The following is a 16,542-nucleotide window of genomic DNA, read 5'->3' on the forward strand; positions in this document are numbered from 1 at the left end:
TAAGGGGTTATTAACACTATGATTTAAACTGAAATTTGTTTGTAGTGGACTTTAGAGATTCGGACAGTTCCATTAAAGTTAGTCCAATAGCATGGGTTTCGCGAATTTGTTCCATCTGTACTTTTGCGACAGATTGCATTTGCTCTGCACTGGCGAACGTTTCTTGAGAGACTGATAAAAAATTTTCAGCAGATTGCTCCATTTTAGGGAGCCAATCATCTAAAGTATGTAAGCTGTGTCTTGTTTCAGACAATATTTCATTCACTTTTCCAATCTCATCTACTAGTTGATCAAATGAAAGCCGCGATTTATCTGCAACTTCTAAATGGTTTTGCACAAGCTCCAAAATTAGCTTAAACTGCCGATAAGCGCTCTGAGAAATATCATCCATCATTTTTACAGACTGTGCTATGTCTTCCGTCGCTTTGGATGACTGTTCAGCCAATTTTCGGACTTCCTCAGCAACGATGGCAAATCCTTTGCCTTCTTCTCCAGCTCTTGCTGCTTCAATTGTTGCATTTAATGACAATAGCTTTGTTTTCTCAGATATTGCATATATCATTTCCACAACCTTTTCAATCGCCGTCGAATGATCTCGAACACTTTGGATCGTTTTAGACATAGTTTTGCACTCTTTTTCAAAGCGATTTAACGATTCGATCATCTGTCTCATATTTTGTTCTCCCGTGTTGGCTGATCGGTTCATGCCTTGTGCGCTTGAGAAAAGGCGCTCTATTCTCTCCAGCACAGTTTGAACTGTATTTTTCATGGAATGAAATACTTTTGCGCTTTCTTCAGAGCTTGAAGCTGTTTGCTGCGCACCGTTTTTTACCATTTCAATCGCTTCAACAAGATTTGTATGTAATGTTAATACGTCATCAGAAGAGTGTTTAAGCTTCCGGCCTGTCGAAAACAAATTTTCTGTCGTGGTATTAATCCTTTGAATCATCATCCCCAAATAGCCTGCCAATTGCTTAAAGCTTTTGATGAGCGAAAGGATTTCTGGAAGATTTGTATTTATGTTTAAATCAAGCTGAATATCTCCTTCACGCATTTTCCTCATTTTTTCCCTCAAAATCGTCAACGGTTTTGTCATACTTCTGACAGCTAAAAACAAAATTCCCATCATAAAAAGGACGCTGATTATTCCAATCCAGATTGTACTGTAAGCTAGTTCATGCACAGGCTTTATAAAACTTTCTGTCGGAACGGCAAGCAAAAAAATTCCTTTCAATTCCTGCATTTCTTTAAAAGCCAACGTATAATCTTGTCCATTGAAAGATTTATGAATAATTCCGCTATTTTTTTTCGTTATTTCCTTTACAATTTCAGCTGGGATTTGAGTTTTTGTTTTAACGCTAACTGAAAATGGTGTGGCCTTTTCATTTCGAACGAAAAAAAAGTCAGCATTTAAACCGTCCTGAATCAGCTGGGAGGATTGCCTTTGAACGACTTCTTTATCAAATCTTTCGAAAAAATCATCAGAGCTATTTACATAAGCATACAGAAGATTGCTGGCAGCAATCTCTGTCATATATACTTCCCTTTTTAATCGATCCTCTATCAAATTAAAAGTTGTTTCACTTGCTTTTTGGTAAGCAGTATAACCGACAACAGTTATCGAACTAATAAGAAGTATGAGCGCAAACAAAATCAATCTTACAGATAGAGGTATTCGCTCTCCTATCGACATGTTCTTTCTCTTATTTTTCACTATTATGATTTCCCCCTTTATAAGCTTAACAGCATTATGACAAAAGATTATTAAGGGAATTTAAAGTTTTTTTATTTTTATTGTAAATTCCTCCACATTTTGCTACATACTATTTTCCAATTATTTTTAAATACGTATAGGAGTAAACATTGAACGAGCGACAACATAAAAAATAAAAGCTTAAACAACAACTGTTCATTGCCAATCCACAAGCTAAAAACAACCGGTCCGAGCGCAACCCCTAAAAAGCGCGCCATCCCGTATAAGCTAACTACAATCCCTCTTTCTGCATCATCAACACTTGATATGATCAACGAATTAATAACCGGCAGCACAAAACCTAAGCCGCCAAATGAAATAGTGATAAAAAACAAAAATAGCGAAAACTGTTGAAAAATCAAAAAACTGAAAAATGATAAAAACGTCATGAACATCCCTACCAATAAAAAAAGAAAACGGTTTTTTTCATAGTCTAATCGCTTTCCTGTCCAATAAGACGATATAGATAATGCGCCTAACGGAAAAGAGTATACAAATCCTTTAAAGAATCCATCGATATGATATAACTCTTCAATTAAATAGGCTAAATAATACAGTAGCCCAAAAAGCAAAAACATACTTGTACCGCCATACAGGTAAAGAGATAACAATCGCGCTTTTTGCACCTTTAACACATCAGCTATTCTTTGCACATATTCGTGAAGCGATATTTTTTCCTCGCCTGATGGAGAAGTCTTTATAAAAAAAAGAATGAAAAAAAGCAAGAGAGTTCCAATAATAGGGAAAAGAATGAATGGAAAATACCATGCTACAAGGGCTAACAAAGCCCCTAAAATGGGAGCGGCTACTTTTGCAGTTCCGTTGAACACTTCTAAAACGGCAAGAGCTCGATCCCGTTTTTCGCCCGTAAACATGTCTCCTGCTAATGACATGGCTAGAGACGATATTCCTCCTGTGCCAAGCCCTTGCACCAAACGTCCAGCTAACAATGTCCAAAAAGCAATAGATTTGTTGACAAAACCGCTGAAAAAACAGATAGCCCCCCCTATGATCAGCAATAAAAGCGACCATAAAATAAATGTTTTTCGGTCGTAACGGTCGGAAAGGAAACCTACGATTGGGATGATGATCGCTGCAGGTATATTAAATATGCTTAAAATAAAGCTCGTCTGTGCAGCTGTAATTTCAAGCGCTTGTCCAAATTCCGGCAATATCGGGATCAGCATCGAATTTCCTAGCACCATCATAAACGGAAGCATCCCTAATAACATAATGATGATATGCTCTCTCATATTTATCTCCCTTCGTTTACTCGAATTTCGAATTGATGCATGAATTCATTGTTGACAGCATGGAATGCGCTAAACCGAAGAATATCTTGGACGTTTTCAAAATGCTCTTCGATCGTAAAGCAGCTTCTACCCTTTAGGTTTAACTGAGCTTCCCTCTCGCATTAATTCAGGCACTGGCTTCAGCTTGAACATATTTTCGGAAAGAATAGCTGGAAAGGATCTGAATTCATAAATTTGAGCCCGCATTGCCTGAAAGCTTTAATCTGTATAAATTTTCCATTTGAGAAGGAAGAAAGATCGAAAAAAGCATCGAACTCGCTTTGCAACAGCTTCAGCAGCTTGTCTCAAGCGAGAAAAGAGATGTTGATTTCTCCCCAGGTCCTCCGAACTTGCTAACTTTTCACTTGTGTATGCCAGCAAAGACATAATTGGTATGTTTGTACATAAAAAAACATATATGTTAATAAAGAACAAAACGGGGGAACATAGAGATGAAACGTTTATTTTCCGCTTTACTAGTTATCTTTTTCAGTTTTGTTATTTATTATGATTTAAAAAACGGTACATTACCTGTATCTTCCATACAAAATGAACAACATGCTGAAGAACAATTTATGGAGGTAAAAGTGAAGGAAGGAGATACGGTTCTTTCCATTGTTGAAAAAATACACGATAAGCCTGTTCCAGCAAGCATTGAAGAGATTATTAAAGATTTTGGGGAATTAAATTCAAATGAAGATGTGTACAGTATACAAGCAGGAAAAACATACAAATTCCCCTTATATAACAATTAGTTAAAGTTTTTAATTCTTGTCATTGCTTGGCTATGATTGGTACAATATCATAGGATGGCAAATGTTCCATCAAACGTATTTATATTTAAGGAGCGATAAACGTGAGCGAAATCACACATCGTACGAAAACACGTCCAGTCAAAGTAGGCAACATTCAAATTGGCGGAAATAATGAAGTAGTCATTCAAAGCATGACCACAACGAAAACGCATGATGTTGAAGCCACAGTAAAAGAAATTCACAGACTGGAAGAAGCAGGTTGTCAAATCGTTCGTGTTGCTTGTCCTGATGAACGGGCTGCAAATGCAATTCCAGAAATCAAAAAACGCATTAACATTCCTCTAGTTGTCGATATACATTTTGATTACCGGCTCGCTTTAAAAGCGATTGAAGGCGGAGCAGATAAAATACGGATTAACCCGGGGAACATCGGGCGAAGGGAAAAAGTAGAAGCCGTTGTGAAGGCTGCGAAAGAAAGAAACATTCCAATCAGAATTGGAGTAAACGCCGGTTCACTTGAAAAAAGGATTTTAGAAAAGTACGGCTATCCTACTGCTGACGGAATGGTTGAAAGTGCATTGCATCACATAAAAATTTTAGAGGATCTTGATTTTCACGATATTATCGTTTCTTTAAAAGCGTCTGATGTACGGCTTTCAATCGAAGCATATGAAAAAGCTGCAAAGGCGTTTGATTATCCTCTCCATTTAGGGATTACCGAATCTGGCACTTTGTTTGCGGGGACAATCAAAAGCGCTGCCGGCCTTGGAGCCATTTTAAGCAAAGGCATCGGCAATACTTTGCGTATATCATTAAGCGCTGATCCCGTCGAAGAGGTGAAGGTTGCCCGAGAATTGCTGAAATCATTCGGCCTGGCTGCCAATGCAGCAACACTTATTTCATGCCCTACATGCGGAAGAATTGAAATAGATCTCATTAAAATCGCGAATGAAGTCGAAGAATATATTTCAAAAATTCGTGCGCCAATCAAAGTAGCTGTTTTAGGATGCGCAGTAAACGGTCCAGGCGAAGCGAGAGAAGCCGATATTGGAATTGCTGGTGCACGAGGCGAAGGTTTGCTTTTTAGAAAAGGAAAAATTGTTCGGAAAGTTCCGGAAGAAACAATGGTCGAAGAATTAAAAAAAGAAGTGGATTTAATCGCTGAAGAATATTTCAAAAAACAAGAAAAGGAAAAAGTTTAAAGCTTGGAGCGGATGCCCCAAGCTTTTTGTTTTTGTTAAAAAAACGGTAATACGAAAATTCCAAGCAGCAAGGAAACGATACCTATTCCGATCGCCCATGCTCCCAGATTTTCCGCACCGCGCCGACGGGCGATAAACCCAATAATGATACCCGATGCTCCTAATAAAACGGGCAAAACAAATAAAGAAATAATCGATAGTGCCAGCGCCAGCCATCCTAAATTGCGGCCGCCAGCTTCATCGGCGTCATTATTATAATTATATGTTTCATTTGTATTTCTAGATTCAACTGCTCCAGCTTCTGCTGCGGTTTCTTCTAGATAATCTCGGTTTTCATTATTCCGGTTTTCAAAATTTCGGTTTTCCTGAATGGCATTTATTTCAGTTGATTTGCCGGCATGTGGGAAATTTTTGTTTGCCATTGCCATATCCCTCGCTTTCAAAAGATAGGAGCATTTATAGTATAAGCAAATCAATTCCCATTATTATGGAAATGTTTTCAAATAGGCTCTAATGTTGGATCAGAGAACGGGAAGCAATATGTTGATCCTTTATTTTTTTACTATTTGTGAAATTTTATTCTTTTTTTAAGCAATGACAAAACTCGAGTTCATCCCTTCTTATCACGAATTCCCATAAAAAAACAAACCTTGTGATCAAATTTCACAAGGTTTGTTCATGGCAATTCGGGCATAACCCATAAATTTCAAATTTATGTCCATTAATTTTATATCCGTCCAAATACTCCTCTATCGTATTCATTGGGCATGATTCGATCTCTTTCGTTTTTCCGCATTCCATGCAAATAAAATGGTGGTGATGATGTCCTAAGTCACAATGAAAGCGAAAGTGCTTTTCACCTGAAAGCTCTGTCGTTTCCAATATACCCAACTCTGCAAACAATGATAAATTCCGGTAAATCGTATCAAAACTTAAACCGGGATAGCGCTTATTCATTTTTTCCAAAACATCTTTAGCTGTCAAATATTTATCAGAATCGGCAATTAGTTGAAGCATTTCTTTCCTTTTGGATGTATATTTATATCCCTTTTCTTTTAAATATTGTAAAGCTTGTTCGACATTCATATTTTGCCCCTCCTAGCTTTTGACAAAATAATGGAAAAAATCAAAGCCAATACCTCTAAAATGACAATTGTTCCTCCCGGAGCAATATCTAAATAATAAGATAATACTAAACCGATTAAAACGGAAGCTTCTCCTATTATAACGGAAAGAAAAATTGTCTTTTTAAAACCGGTTGCTATTCTAATACTTGCAGCAACAGGAAGGGTCATAAGCGAGGAAACTAACAAAATTCCAACAACTCTCATGGAAACGCTTATCACTAGGGCAACTGTTAAAATAAACAAAAGATGCAAGCCTTTTGCCGGCAGCCCTAAAGCAGATGCATATTCTTCATCAAACGACAGTAAAAACAATTCTTTATAAAACAATACGATCAATAAAATAACCAATGCTGCAACACCAGTAATAATATATAAATCCGTCCTGGAAACCGCACTAACACTTCCAAATAAGTAATTAAAAAGATCTGTATTAAACCCATCTGCTAAAGAGATAAATACAACGCTAAAACCGATCCCAGCCGACATAATTATCGGAATGGCCAATTCCGCATAAAATTTATAAAAAGCTCGCAGCTTTTCAATCACAAGTGAGCCTAAAACAGAAAAACCCATTCCGACATAAATTGGATTCAATGAAGAAAAGAAGGATATTTTTGAAGATAAAAAAAGACCGCCCGCAATTCCAGCCAAGGTCACATGACTCAGTGCATCTGCAATTAGTGATAATCGTCTGACCACCACAAAAACACCTAAAAGAGGTGCGATAAAACCGATTAAAATACCTGAAAGAAATGCATTTTGCAAAAACTCAAATTGTAAAATACTGCTAAACATCTTCATTTCCTCCATCTACTCATGATCATGCGTTATTAACTGAACTGGATGCCCGTACAATGAGGTCAATTCCGTTTCTTTCAGGCGTTCAAATTCGTCTTTATTTCCATGGAAATAAAGTTGTTTGTTCAAGCAAGCAACATGCGTAACTTTATCTGTAATAGCTCCAATATCATGGGTAACAAGTATTAGTGTGATTTCCAATTCTTTATTCAAATGATGCAAAAGCTGATAAAAATGATTGACTGTCTGACTATCTACACCTACAGTTGGTTCATCTAAAATCAATAATTTAGGTTCACTGACAAGTGCGCGAGCAATAAATACCCTTTGCTGCTGTCCTCCTGAAAGCTCACCAATATTTTGGTGAACTGCCTTTTCCATTCCAACTGCCCGGATCGCTTCCATTACCTTTTCCCGATCAGCTTTTTTCATTTTTTTAAACAAACCGAGTTTGGGAGTCAAGCCGCTCGCTACTACTTCAAAAACAGTAGCTGGGAACGAAGAGTTAAAGCTGTTTGCCTTTTGAGAAACGTAGCCAATTTTATGCCAATCGTTAAATTGATGAATATCTTCACCAAATAAATGAATCGTCCCTTTCTGAGGCTTTAAAAGCCCGAGCAGACATTTCAATAATGTCGATTTTCCGGAGCCGTTCGGCCCAACTAAACCTAAAAATGCTCCTTTTTCAATGGAAATATTGATATTTTCGAGCACATATTTTCTCTCATATTGAAAAAAAAGGTTCTTTACTTCTACTATTTTTTCCCCCATGCTTCTCACCTATTTAATTAGGAATCATTACGATTTATTTTTATCATTAAATTATACAGGAGAAGAGCACATTTGTAAAGAAAAATGTGTTCTCCCTCTACTTCAATGTGTTGATTAATGGATGGCAGATTTAAATTTTCCGCCTTTCGTTTCTTGTGTATTCATAATGGTAATAAACGCGTTCGGGTCAATCTCATGTACAATCGATTTTAATTTTGCCACTTCAAGCCTTGTAACAACTGCATAAATGACGTCTTTTTCCGTATCCGTGTATCCGCCTTTTCCCTTTAATTTTGTCGTTCCGCGTCCTAAGCGTGACAATATAGCATCAGACACTTCATCGTAATGATCAGATATAATGATGGCGGCCTTTGTTTCATCAAGACCTTGAACAACCGCATCAATTGTTTTAAAGGCAATATAATATGTAAAGATGGAATACATGGCTTGCTCTATCCCGAAGACAAACGCTGCGCTTCCAAAAATGAAAATATTCAAAAACATCACGATTTCGCCAACGGAAAAGGGAATTTTTTTCGTTAAAAGAATTCCTAAAATTTCTGTCCCGTCCAGAGATCCTCCGTGTCGGATGACAAGTCCCACTCCTGCACCGAGCAAAAAACCACCAAATACAGTGGCTAGTAAAGGCTCTGTAGTAAAGGCTTCAAAATCATGGGCCAGCCTTTCCGCAATGGCTAAACAAATGATGCCAAATATGGACGAAAACATAAATGTCTTCCCAATCTGCTTATAACCGGAATACATAAAAGGAAGGTTTAACACAATAACTAATGTAGCGAAATTGATGATTTTAATATGATTCGAAAATATGTGGTCTAAAATAAGCGAAATGCCGATGATGCCGCCATCAATCATATGATTGGGGACTAAAAACAGCTCGATGCTTACGGCTGCCAGAACAGCTCCGATCATAATCATTAACAATCGATAAATGATGTGTCTTAAGCTTTCTTTTTTATGATGTTTTTTACTCATCTTCTCCTCCTAGTTTTTTTAATCATATTGTATTATAAAAATTTTGCTGAGACGATATTTATGTCATTTTCTCCACCCATTTTTTTTAAAAAAAGGCAACTATCTCCCCCTCTGTTCATACGAATAAGAGGGGAGGCGAGATCTTTGATTTTATTTGAAAAAATTATTCAACAAAAAATTAACAGTTTAAAACCTGAAGAACTTGTGTCGTATGCAAAGCAATATGATATATCCATTTCGATTAACGAAGCAAAACAGCTGCTTCAACTCGTACAGGGAAAAAAAATCAACGTGTTTCATGAAGAAGAAAGAATTGCTTTGTTAAAACAAATTGCCAAAATCACTTCGCCGGAAACAGCCAAAAAAGCAAATCAATTATTTTTGCAATTCGTCAATGGCAATTGGAAATAAAAAAGGGCAAGTTCCCTAAAAAAGGGAGCTTGTCCTTTTTTATTGATTTGCTATTTTTTCCAAAACATTTTCATCAAACGTCTTGTTCTTCAGCATGTCAATTTCAAATTTATAAGGCGGCTTTTTATTTTTTTTGTCGTCACCGACATACGGAGTTTCTAAAATTTTTGGCAAGTCTTTTAATTGCGGATGGTGGACGATATAATTGATTGCTTTAAATCCTATGTGGCCGAATCCGATATTTTCATGACGGTCTTTTTGTGCCCCGCGCGGATTTTTGCTGTCGTTTATATGAACAACTTTCAAACGGTCGATGCCGATGATTTTATCAAATTGATTTAAAACCCCATCAAAATCATTGACAATATCATAACCGGCATCATGAGTATGGCAAGTGTCGAAACAAACGGACAAATGTTCATTGTAGGTAACACCATCAATGATCATCGCAAGCTCCTCAAACGTTCTTCCGCATTCTGAACCTTTGCCGGCCATCGTTTCTAGGGCGATTTGCACTTTTTGCCCCCTCTCCAGCACTTCATTTAAACCTTCAATAATTTTTTTAATTCCGGCTTCTGCACCGGCTCCAACGTGAGCTCCCGGATGGAGCACGATTTGTTTTGCACCGATTGCTTCCGTGCGTTCAATTTCCGATTTTAAAAAATCAACACCAAGCTGGAAGGTCGCTAAATTTGTTGTATTGCCAATGTTAATAATGTATGGTGCGTGAACGACAATTTCTTCGATGCCATGCTCTCTCATATGCGCCAAACCTGCTTCGATATTTAAATCTTCAATTTTTTTTCTTCTCGTGTTTTGCGGGGCTCCTGTATAAATCATAAACGTATTAGCGCCGTATGAAACTGCCTCTTCACTTGCCGCAATCAACATTTTCTTGCCGCTCATCGATACATGCGAGCCAATTTTTAACATGTTTTTCCTCTCCTTACAACCTTTTATTTATTTTTTCTTGCTTGCTTTTTCTTTAGCTTTTCGATTTGTTTTTTCATCTTTTTTTTGTATCCTGGTTTTACCGATTTTGGCTTTTTGATGATTCCGATAAACGCGTTTGTTTCCATTGGTTGTTTTTTTCTTTTTTGTCTGCAATTTCGGTCATCGAGCGTTTTCCATATTCCGTTTTCAATATCTCGATTTTCAAAGATTATCCCCATTTTTTCAAGCTTTTGCAGCATTTGTTCATCATCGTCTTCATAGATTGTATAGGCAAATCCTGAAAAGCCAGCCCGAGCCGTTCTTCCGGTTCGGTGAATATAAAAATCTAAATCAGTCGGCAGCTCGGCATTGATTACATGGGAAACACCTTCAATATCAATTCCTCTTGCAGCCAAATCAGTTGCTACTACAACTTGATAGGCAAGATCCTTAATTTGACGCATTTCTTTTTTCCGTTCACGCGGGGTAAGACCGCCGTGGATTTGCCCAACCTTTAATCCCTTTTCGGCAAGACCGTATGCCACATCTTGGGCATTCGCTTTTGTATTCACAAAAATTAACGCTAAATAAGGGTTTAAGGAAACTACCATATTGTATAAAAGATCTATTTTGTTTCGATGCCTCAGCGGAACAAGGACATGCGTGATGTTTTTGGCATGTACTTGTTTTGGAGATACATGAACATACTCAGGATTTTCCATATATTTTTTTAAAAAAGGCTTTAATTTTTCAGGAATGGTGGCAGAAAACACAAGCATTTGCAGTTCTTTTTTCATGCGGCTAGCAATTTGGTCGACCTCATAAATAAAGCCTAAATCAAGCATTAAATCGGCTTCATCCACAACTATGCTTTTGGTCGAATATAAATCTAGCGCTCCTTCCTTGACAAGATCAAGAATTCTGCCAGGTGTTCCGATCACAAGATGGGGCTGAGTTTTTAGCTTTTCGATCGCCCGCATTTTATCTGTACCGCCAATAAAAAGTTTTGCATGTAATTCTTTTTCCGGCGGGGCGAATTTTATGATTTTTAACGCTTCTTCGTAAATTTGAGTCGCGAGCTCTCTCGTCGGTGCTAAAACAACAACTTGAACACGCTTTTCCTCTCCGCAAATACTGTTGATTAACGGTAGCAAATAAGCATGTGTTTTGCCTGTACCTGTTTGTGATTGGCCGATGGCACTTGCTCCTCTTAATATGATTGGGATCATTTGTGCTTGAATTTCAGTCGGTTCTTTAAAACCTAACGACTGAACGGCATCTATAATAAAATCTTGAAATGGAAAATCTTTAAAGTCAGCTGCCATTGCAAAACAACTCCTTCATAATCAATCAACCCATTTTTTGATTATAAACAATATAATGGAAAAACTCCAATTTTAATAAAACATTTTCCTAAAACGCCGCATAGTTTAATGTAGGTAAAACAGCAAAAGAAAGGGGAAAAGTTTATGCATCCTTATCGTGCTTTTCCTCCCTTCCGGCAGCAGCCATTGATCCGCCCTTTTTTTGGCGGGGGCTACCATCCTTTTTGGGGGCAGCCACCTGTTCAGCAATGGCCTGTTCCGCCTAGGGGAGGATTACAATCGCTTTTTTCACGTTTTCTTCCATCGAGCACAATGCATGCAGGAAGTATACCGTCAAGCGGCGCTGTTCAAAGTTTAGCAAACCCTGCCAATCTTTCAAACATGTTGACGAATGTCCAAAAAGTTCTCGGTGTCGCTCAGCAAGTCACACCGATGGTTCAGCAATACGGTCCTCTGATCCGTAATCTCCCGGCAATGTTCAAAATTTATAGAGAATTAAAAAATGCTGATACAGACAGTAGCGAAGAAGATGATATAAAAGAAAATTCGTCTTCTAAAAGATTGAAGGAACAGACAGCTGATGACAGCCCTTCAGATGAAAATACGTCGGGCGAATCAAAACCTAAGCTTTATATTTAATTGTGTTTTGTTTTCTTCCTCCATGTTAGGTATAATGATGTTAGATAGTCAAGCCGCTTGACGGCTTTTTTATTTTCCTTTACTAAATATTAGGAGGAAAAAACATGGAGGTTATTAAAATTTCCCCTCGAGGATACTGCTATGGTGTTGTTGATGCAATGGTGATAGCCAAAAATGCAGCAATGGATAAATCACTGCCTAGACCGATCTATATTTTAGGAATGATCGTTCATAATAAACATGTAACAGATGCCTTTGAAAAAGAAGGGATTATTACGTTAGACGGAAAAAATCGACTTGAGATTTTGAAAAAAGTCGATAAAGGAACCGTTATTTTTACTGCTCACGGCGTTTCGCCAGAAGTGCGCAAAATAGCGAAGGAAAAAGGGCTTGTCACGATCGATGCTACATGCCCTGACGTCACAAAAACTCATGAACTTATTAAACAAAAAAAAGAAGAAGGGTATGACGTCATTTATATTGGAAAAAAAGGGCATCCGGAACCGGAAGGAGCAGTAGGTGTAGCCCCGGATATCGTTCATTTAGTCGAGACTGTCAACGATGTTGAAGAGCTCGATATTTCCAACGACAAAATCATTGTTACGAACCAAACAACAATGAGCCAATGGGACGTAGCTGATATAATGGAAAAAGTGAAGGAAAAATATCCGCATGTCGAGTTTCATAAAGAAATTTGCCTCGCAACACAAGTTCGCCAGGAAGCTGTGGCCGAACAGGCAAAAGAAGCTGATTTAACCATTGTCGTCGGCGATCCGCGCAGCAACAATTCAAACCGGCTTGCGCAAGTATCTGAAGAGATTGCGGGCACGAAAGCTTATCGCGTGGCGAATGTAAGTGAAATCAAACTGGAATGGCTTAAAGACGTTAAAAAAGTTGCCGTTACAGCCGGTGCATCAACCCCAACGCCGATTGTCAAAGAGGTCATTCGATTTTTGGAGAATTATGATCCAGAAAATCCAGAAACATGGGATTTAACTTCAAATGTCCCTCTTGAAAAAATATTACCAAAAGTAAAAGTCAAAAAATCATAGACAAAACCTTTTTAATGCTTAAAGGGGATCGGTCCGCTAAAAAGGACTGATCCCCATACCCGTCAAGTTAGCGGTATAAAATTTTTTAGGATGATACGCATGTTCGAAAAATCAATCAAAGGATGAAGAGAAAACCAAATGCTGGGCATGCCAAATAACCCTCAAGAAGAGGGTTATTTGGCATTTATATCCATGACCCACACTACCATATCCCCAATTTCTTTAAAAGATCCGATACCGTTTCCTCTCCTTTCCTTCGGTCTTTCCTCGCGTGTTTCCTTAACAGAGATAGGAGAGATGGAAGGGCGGTTTCCATCGCTTGGGGATGCAAAAGAAACCGATGCCAATACGATTGGAGGATATTAAGCGCTTTCCATTCACTGATCTCGATTCCCTCCCGTTGATGCCAATACCTTCGGGCTTGGAACAGAAGAGTCTGCGTGACTAAAATGGCAATCAATGTCCCATATAAGTGGCATTCGAATCGTTCCTTCTTCATCTTTTTGACACGGTCAAGATCAAATAAGGATTTCCAGCCCTTAAATAACAGCTCCACTTGCCAGCGCAGCGAATACAGCTCATAAACTTGTTGCGCATCAAACGATTCTTGTGGTAAATTGGTCAGTAAGATGTGATATTTCTTTTGTTCAAGGGTTTGGCGTGACAGCGCCTTCCCTTTCTTTTTTTCCTTTTTCCGCACGTACGCCAGCCGTTTTTCCCATTCTTCCGCCGTGAGACGGCGAAAAATCAGACGCGGAACATACAGGCGTTGGTGTCCGATATACACGTGTTCCACTTCCACGGCTTCCCCCTCGCCCAATCGATTTCCTATCGATTCCCAATCCCATTCGTGCCACTCCCCGTCCTGTTTGATATAGACTTTGATATCGGAACGCAACCGGGTAATATAATAAGCACCTCGAGCATCGATCTCCGCCAGCGTGGCGAGTGAAAAAAACCCCAGATCCCGAATGCAAAGGTCATTCGGTAAAATCGTGTGCTGGGTATGATAAGCAAAACGGGCATCGGAATCATTGGCCTGTTGGACGCACAGCTGAAGACAGGTTCCCGATAACAGCTCATACTCAAATTGGATTTTGGCGCCAGATGAAACCGAACCTTGATAGTCCTCACCATAGTCGGCCGGAAGTAAAAAACTGGTAGAGTCTAAGATCCGCAGACGGGTGAAACAAGCGCGATACGTCTCGGTGATGGAAGAGAGTGCCGGACGTTGATGCATCAGGAGAGTAAAAAAGACCTCTTTTAAAAACGCCACGGCACGAGGCGTAAACCGCTGATTCAGTCCTTCATTCGAGAGAGAGCAATCATGCCAGAGCGCCAAATCGGCACACAACCGCTGAAGCGACTGACAGGCGAGCGATCCGTCTCCCCAAGCACATAGCGTCAGAAAGGCTTCCGCTGTTAATGAACGCTGCCGCTGAATGAATCCGACTTTCCGTGCCAGACGGGTCAGTTCTTCAGAGGAGAAGAGTTGACGAATCGTTTTTATCCATGCCTTCATCTTTTTTGCCATCAAAAAATAATCCTTTCCAACGATGATTTTCGTTAGAAAGGATACCATGTTTTTGGCGCTGAAAAAAGATCAAATTCTTAACTTGATGGCTATGGGACTGATCCCCCATTTAATTATAGAAACTTGAACGGATCTGTATGGACGCGGGAAGGAATAATTTCTACTTCCAGATTTTCTTCAGCACACAGCTTTGTTAGTTTTTCCGCCACTCCCGCTTTCATCACCTTTTCAATGTTGTGGCCTGGATCAACTACATGTAAGCCGAGCATCATAGCATCGTGAGCTGTGTGGTAATATACATCACCAGTTACATAAACATCTGCACCTCTCATTTTTGCCTGATAAATGTATTTATTTCCATCTCCGCCTAAAACGGCTACTTTTTTTATAGTTGCCTGTAAATCCCCGACTACTCTTACTTTTTCCACTTCTAAAGCTTTCTTAACATGCTCTGCAAATTCCTTCAATGTCATTTCTTTTTCAAGCTCTCCAATTTTCCCTAATCCAAGCTGTTTCCCTTCGTTTTCTAATGGATAGATGTCATAAGCAACTTCTTCATAAGGATGCGCCTTCAACATCGCTTGAATGACTTTCTTTTGGATTGACTGCGGGAAGATCGTTTCAATTTTGACTTCTTCAACCATTTCAAGCTTTCCAGTATCTCCGATAAAGGGATTTGCATTTTCCAAAGGTAAAAATGTTCCTGTTCCAGCCGAGGAAAAAGTGCAATAACTGTAGTTGCCGATAAATCCAGCACCCGCTTTGCCAAGCGCCTCCCGAACGTCCCCCTCATAGTCTTTTGGTACAAATACAGCAAGCTTTTTTAATGGGTCTTGATAAGTTGGGACAAGTATTTTTTGATTCACCAGTTGTAAGCGGTCGGCCAAAAGATCATTCACTCCGCCTGGAGCCACATCCAAATTTGTATGGGCCGCATAAACGGCAATTTCATGCTTGATGCATTTTTCTATAATACGTCCTGCCGGATCATCTGTTCTAATATGCTTTAAAGGATGAAAAATGGGAGGATGATGAGCGATAATTAAATCAACCTTTTGATTGATTGCTTCATCAACGACTTCCTCCAAAACATCCAGAGCGACCATAATTTTTCGGACAGGCTTGTTTAATGTGCCGATTTGCAGCCCGATCTTGTCTCCTTCCAATGCATAATGCTTTGGAGAAAACCGTTCAAATAATTGAATAATATGTTGGCCGTTAGCGATTTTTTTCATTTATTTTATGACCTCCTCAATGATCTCGATCACCTTTTTTATTTCTTCTTTTTTTTGCATAAGCTGTTCATTTCCATTGGATTGCTCCAGCTGCCGTAGAATGTCCTTCCGATGAGAAAGCTCGTGTCTCCATTTTTTTAAAAAAACGTTGTTCTTTTCTTTTAACAAAAATGGACCCATTAACAAAGCTGCTTCAAATGGCAAAGCTTCGTACGGTTTCATTGCATTTCCACGCTTAGCGGACAGCACCTCATATATTTTTCCGCTCTCTTCTAGAATTGTTTCTCCTTCGAGCTCCCAACCATTGTCAATCAGCCATTTTCGAACTTCAATTGCATGAATATTCGGCTGAAGTACAAGCCGTTCAACCTTCCCGAGCTTCTCTTTTCCTTCCTCCAAAATCGTTTTAATAAGCGAGCCGCCCATGCCAGCGATCGTGATGCATGTTGCCTCATCCTTTTGTAATACGGACAATCCGTCCCCTTTCCGAACGGAAATTACATGCTGGAGCCCGTTTTTTTCCACTTGCTTTTTTGCCGCTTGATAAGGGCCTTCATTGATTTCACCGGCAATCGCTTTCACTGTTTTTTTGGCAAGCACTAAATAACATGGCAAATATGCATGATCTGATCCAATATCTGCTGTCACCTGATTATTCGGAACAAATTCTGCCACAGCCGACAGTCTTTTTGAAAGTTGGACACTGTTCAATTTATTTC

Annotated in this window: 16 protein-coding genes and 1 pseudogene; 5 read left to right on the top strand and 12 right to left on the bottom strand. The window is 39.0% G+C overall.

Going from position 1 to position 16,542, the window contains the following annotated elements:
* Nucleotides 1-16 precede the first annotated feature (16 nt).
* Nucleotides 17-1,714: a methyl-accepting chemotaxis protein gene (locus NSQ44_RS12735; protein WP_340857212.1), complete on the bottom strand. Its 1,698-nt coding sequence runs from the start codon at nt 1,712-1,714 to the stop codon at nt 17-19.
* Nucleotides 1,715-1,791: 77 nt separating this feature from the next.
* On the bottom strand, nt 1,792-3,006 hold the full coding sequence (locus NSQ44_RS12740; RefSeq protein ID WP_340857213.1) for an MFS transporter: 1,215 nt from the start codon (nt 3,004-3,006) through the stop codon (nt 1,792-1,794).
* Nucleotides 3,007-3,497: 491 nt separating this feature from the next.
* Here NSQ44_RS12740 and NSQ44_RS12745 point away from each other — a divergent pair, with 491 nt between their 5' ends.
* A complete protein-coding gene (locus NSQ44_RS12745; protein WP_327856465.1) occupies nt 3,498-3,800 on the top strand; it encodes a hypothetical protein in 303 nt (100 codons plus the stop codon).
* Nucleotides 3,801-3,895: 95 nt separating this feature from the next.
* Nucleotides 3,896-5,002, top strand: a complete 1,107-nt coding sequence (ispG, locus tag NSQ44_RS12750; protein WP_340858270.1) for a flavodoxin-dependent (E)-4-hydroxy-3-methylbut-2-enyl-diphosphate synthase — start codon at nt 3,896-3,898, stop codon at nt 5,000-5,002.
* A 35-nt stretch (nt 5,003-5,037) separates the two neighbouring features.
* Here ispG and NSQ44_RS12755 read toward each other — a convergent pair whose 3' ends face one another.
* The 5 genes from NSQ44_RS12755 to NSQ44_RS12775 all read right to left on the bottom strand — a co-directional run bounded on the left by NSQ44_RS12755 (nt 5,038) and on the right by NSQ44_RS12775 (nt 8,694).
* Nucleotides 5,038-5,424: a hypothetical protein gene (locus tag NSQ44_RS12755; RefSeq protein ID WP_063388067.1), complete on the bottom strand. Its 387-nt coding sequence runs from the start codon at nt 5,422-5,424 to the stop codon at nt 5,038-5,040.
* 241 nt (nt 5,425-5,665) lie between these two features.
* Nucleotides 5,666-6,088, bottom strand: coding sequence for a Fur family transcriptional regulator (locus NSQ44_RS12760; protein WP_063388066.1), 423 nt, complete (start codon nt 6,086-6,088; stop codon nt 5,666-5,668).
* A complete protein-coding gene (locus tag NSQ44_RS12765) occupies nt 6,085-6,924 on the bottom strand; it encodes a metal ABC transporter permease (protein WP_063388065.1) in 840 nt (279 codons plus the stop codon). The genes NSQ44_RS12760 and NSQ44_RS12765 overlap by 4 nt, the downstream gene beginning before the upstream one ends.
* A gap of 15 nt (nt 6,925-6,939) precedes the next feature.
* Complete coding sequence (locus NSQ44_RS12770; protein WP_066247563.1) at nt 6,940-7,698, bottom strand: metal ABC transporter ATP-binding protein; 759 nt, start codon at nt 7,696-7,698, stop codon at nt 6,940-6,942.
* Between the two features lie 114 nt (nt 7,699-7,812).
* Complete coding sequence (locus tag NSQ44_RS12775) at nt 7,813-8,694, bottom strand: YitT family protein (RefSeq protein WP_094246224.1); 882 nt, start codon at nt 8,692-8,694, stop codon at nt 7,813-7,815.
* Between the two features lie 144 nt (nt 8,695-8,838).
* Here NSQ44_RS12775 and NSQ44_RS12780 point away from each other — a divergent pair, with 144 nt between their 5' ends.
* Complete coding sequence (locus NSQ44_RS12780; protein WP_340857214.1) at nt 8,839-9,105, top strand: DUF2624 domain-containing protein; 267 nt, start codon at nt 8,839-8,841, stop codon at nt 9,103-9,105.
* Nucleotides 9,106-9,144: 39 nt separating this feature from the next.
* Here NSQ44_RS12780 and NSQ44_RS12785 read toward each other — a convergent pair whose 3' ends face one another.
* Together NSQ44_RS12785 and NSQ44_RS12790 are read right to left on the bottom strand one after the other, a co-directional pair.
* On the bottom strand, nt 9,145-10,038 hold the full coding sequence (locus tag NSQ44_RS12785; RefSeq protein WP_340857215.1) for a deoxyribonuclease IV: 894 nt from the start codon (nt 10,036-10,038) through the stop codon (nt 9,145-9,147).
* 23 nt (nt 10,039-10,061) lie between these two features.
* A complete protein-coding gene (locus NSQ44_RS12790; protein WP_340857216.1) occupies nt 10,062-11,363 on the bottom strand; it encodes a DEAD/DEAH box helicase in 1,302 nt (433 codons plus the stop codon).
* Nucleotides 11,364-11,630: 267 nt separating this feature from the next.
* Here NSQ44_RS12790 and vrrA point away from each other — a divergent pair.
* Both vrrA and NSQ44_RS12800 read left to right on the top strand, forming a co-directional pair.
* Nucleotides 11,631-12,002 (top strand): annotated as a pseudogene (gene vrrA / locus NSQ44_RS12795) (VrrA/YqfQ family protein); the annotation flags it as partial.
* Nucleotides 12,003-12,106: 104 nt separating this feature from the next.
* Nucleotides 12,107-13,054 carry a 4-hydroxy-3-methylbut-2-enyl diphosphate reductase gene (locus NSQ44_RS12800; RefSeq protein WP_130156326.1) on the top strand — a complete coding sequence of 316 codons (948 nt, stop codon included), beginning with the start codon at nt 12,107-12,109 and terminating at the stop codon, nt 13,052-13,054.
* Nucleotides 13,055-13,256: 202 nt separating this feature from the next.
* Here the strand turns inward: NSQ44_RS12800 and NSQ44_RS12805 are convergent, their stop codons facing one another.
* The 3 genes from NSQ44_RS12805 to NSQ44_RS12815 all read right to left on the bottom strand — a co-directional run bounded on the left by NSQ44_RS12805 (nt 13,257) and on the right by NSQ44_RS12815 (nt 16,534).
* Entirely contained in the window at nt 13,257-14,588 is a 1,332-nt protein-coding gene (locus NSQ44_RS12805; protein WP_094245035.1) for an IS4 family transposase, read from the bottom strand.
* 113 nt (nt 14,589-14,701) lie between these two features.
* Nucleotides 14,702-15,823 carry a Nif3-like dinuclear metal center hexameric protein gene (locus NSQ44_RS12810; RefSeq protein WP_340857217.1) on the bottom strand — a complete coding sequence of 374 codons (1,122 nt, stop codon included), beginning with the start codon at nt 15,821-15,823 and terminating at the stop codon, nt 14,702-14,704.
* A complete protein-coding gene (locus tag NSQ44_RS12815) occupies nt 15,824-16,534 on the bottom strand; it encodes a tRNA (adenine(22)-N(1))-methyltransferase (RefSeq protein WP_130156321.1) in 711 nt (236 codons plus the stop codon).
* Nucleotides 16,535-16,542 lie beyond the last annotated feature (8 nt).

Origin of the sequence: Aeribacillus sp. FSL M8-0254 (genome assembly GCF_038008845.1) — a bacterium.
Lineage (GTDB): Bacteria > Bacillota > Bacilli > Bacillales > Aeribacillaceae > Aeribacillus > Aeribacillus composti.

Coding starts and splice junctions, on each gene's coding strand:
- NSQ44_RS12790 (WP_340857216.1), bottom strand. CDS start 11,363: ATGGCAGCTGACTTTAAAGATTTTCCATTTCAAGATTTTATTATAGAT.
- NSQ44_RS12745 (WP_327856465.1), top strand. CDS start 3,498: ATGAAACGTTTATTTTCCGCTTTACTAGTTATCTTTTTCAGTTTTGTT.
- NSQ44_RS12740 (WP_340857213.1), bottom strand. CDS start 3,006: ATGAGAGAGCATATCATCATTATGTTATTAGGGATGCTTCCGTTTATG.
- NSQ44_RS12775 (WP_094246224.1), bottom strand. CDS start 8,694: ATGAGTAAAAAACATCATAAAAAAGAAAGCTTAAGACACATCATTTAT.
- NSQ44_RS12755 (WP_063388067.1), bottom strand. CDS start 5,424: ATGGCAAACAAAAATTTCCCACATGCCGGCAAATCAACTGAAATAAAT.
- NSQ44_RS12770 (WP_066247563.1), bottom strand. CDS start 7,698: ATGGGGGAAAAAATAGTAGAAGTAAAGAACCTTTTTTTTCAATATGAG.
- NSQ44_RS12810 (WP_340857217.1), bottom strand. CDS start 15,823: ATGAAAAAAATCGCTAACGGCCAACATATTATTCAATTATTTGAACGG.
- NSQ44_RS12805 (WP_094245035.1), bottom strand. CDS start 14,588: ATGGCAAAAAAGATGAAGGCATGGATAAAAACGATTCGTCAACTCTTC.
- NSQ44_RS12760 (WP_063388066.1), bottom strand. CDS start 6,088: ATGAATGTCGAACAAGCTTTACAATATTTAAAAGAAAAGGGATATAAA.
- NSQ44_RS12785 (WP_340857215.1), bottom strand. CDS start 10,038: ATGTTAAAAATTGGCTCGCATGTATCGATGAGCGGCAAGAAAATGTTG.
- NSQ44_RS12765 (WP_063388065.1), bottom strand. CDS start 6,924: ATGTTTAGCAGTATTTTACAATTTGAGTTTTTGCAAAATGCATTTCTT.
- NSQ44_RS12800 (WP_130156326.1), top strand. CDS start 12,107: ATGGAGGTTATTAAAATTTCCCCTCGAGGATACTGCTATGGTGTTGTT.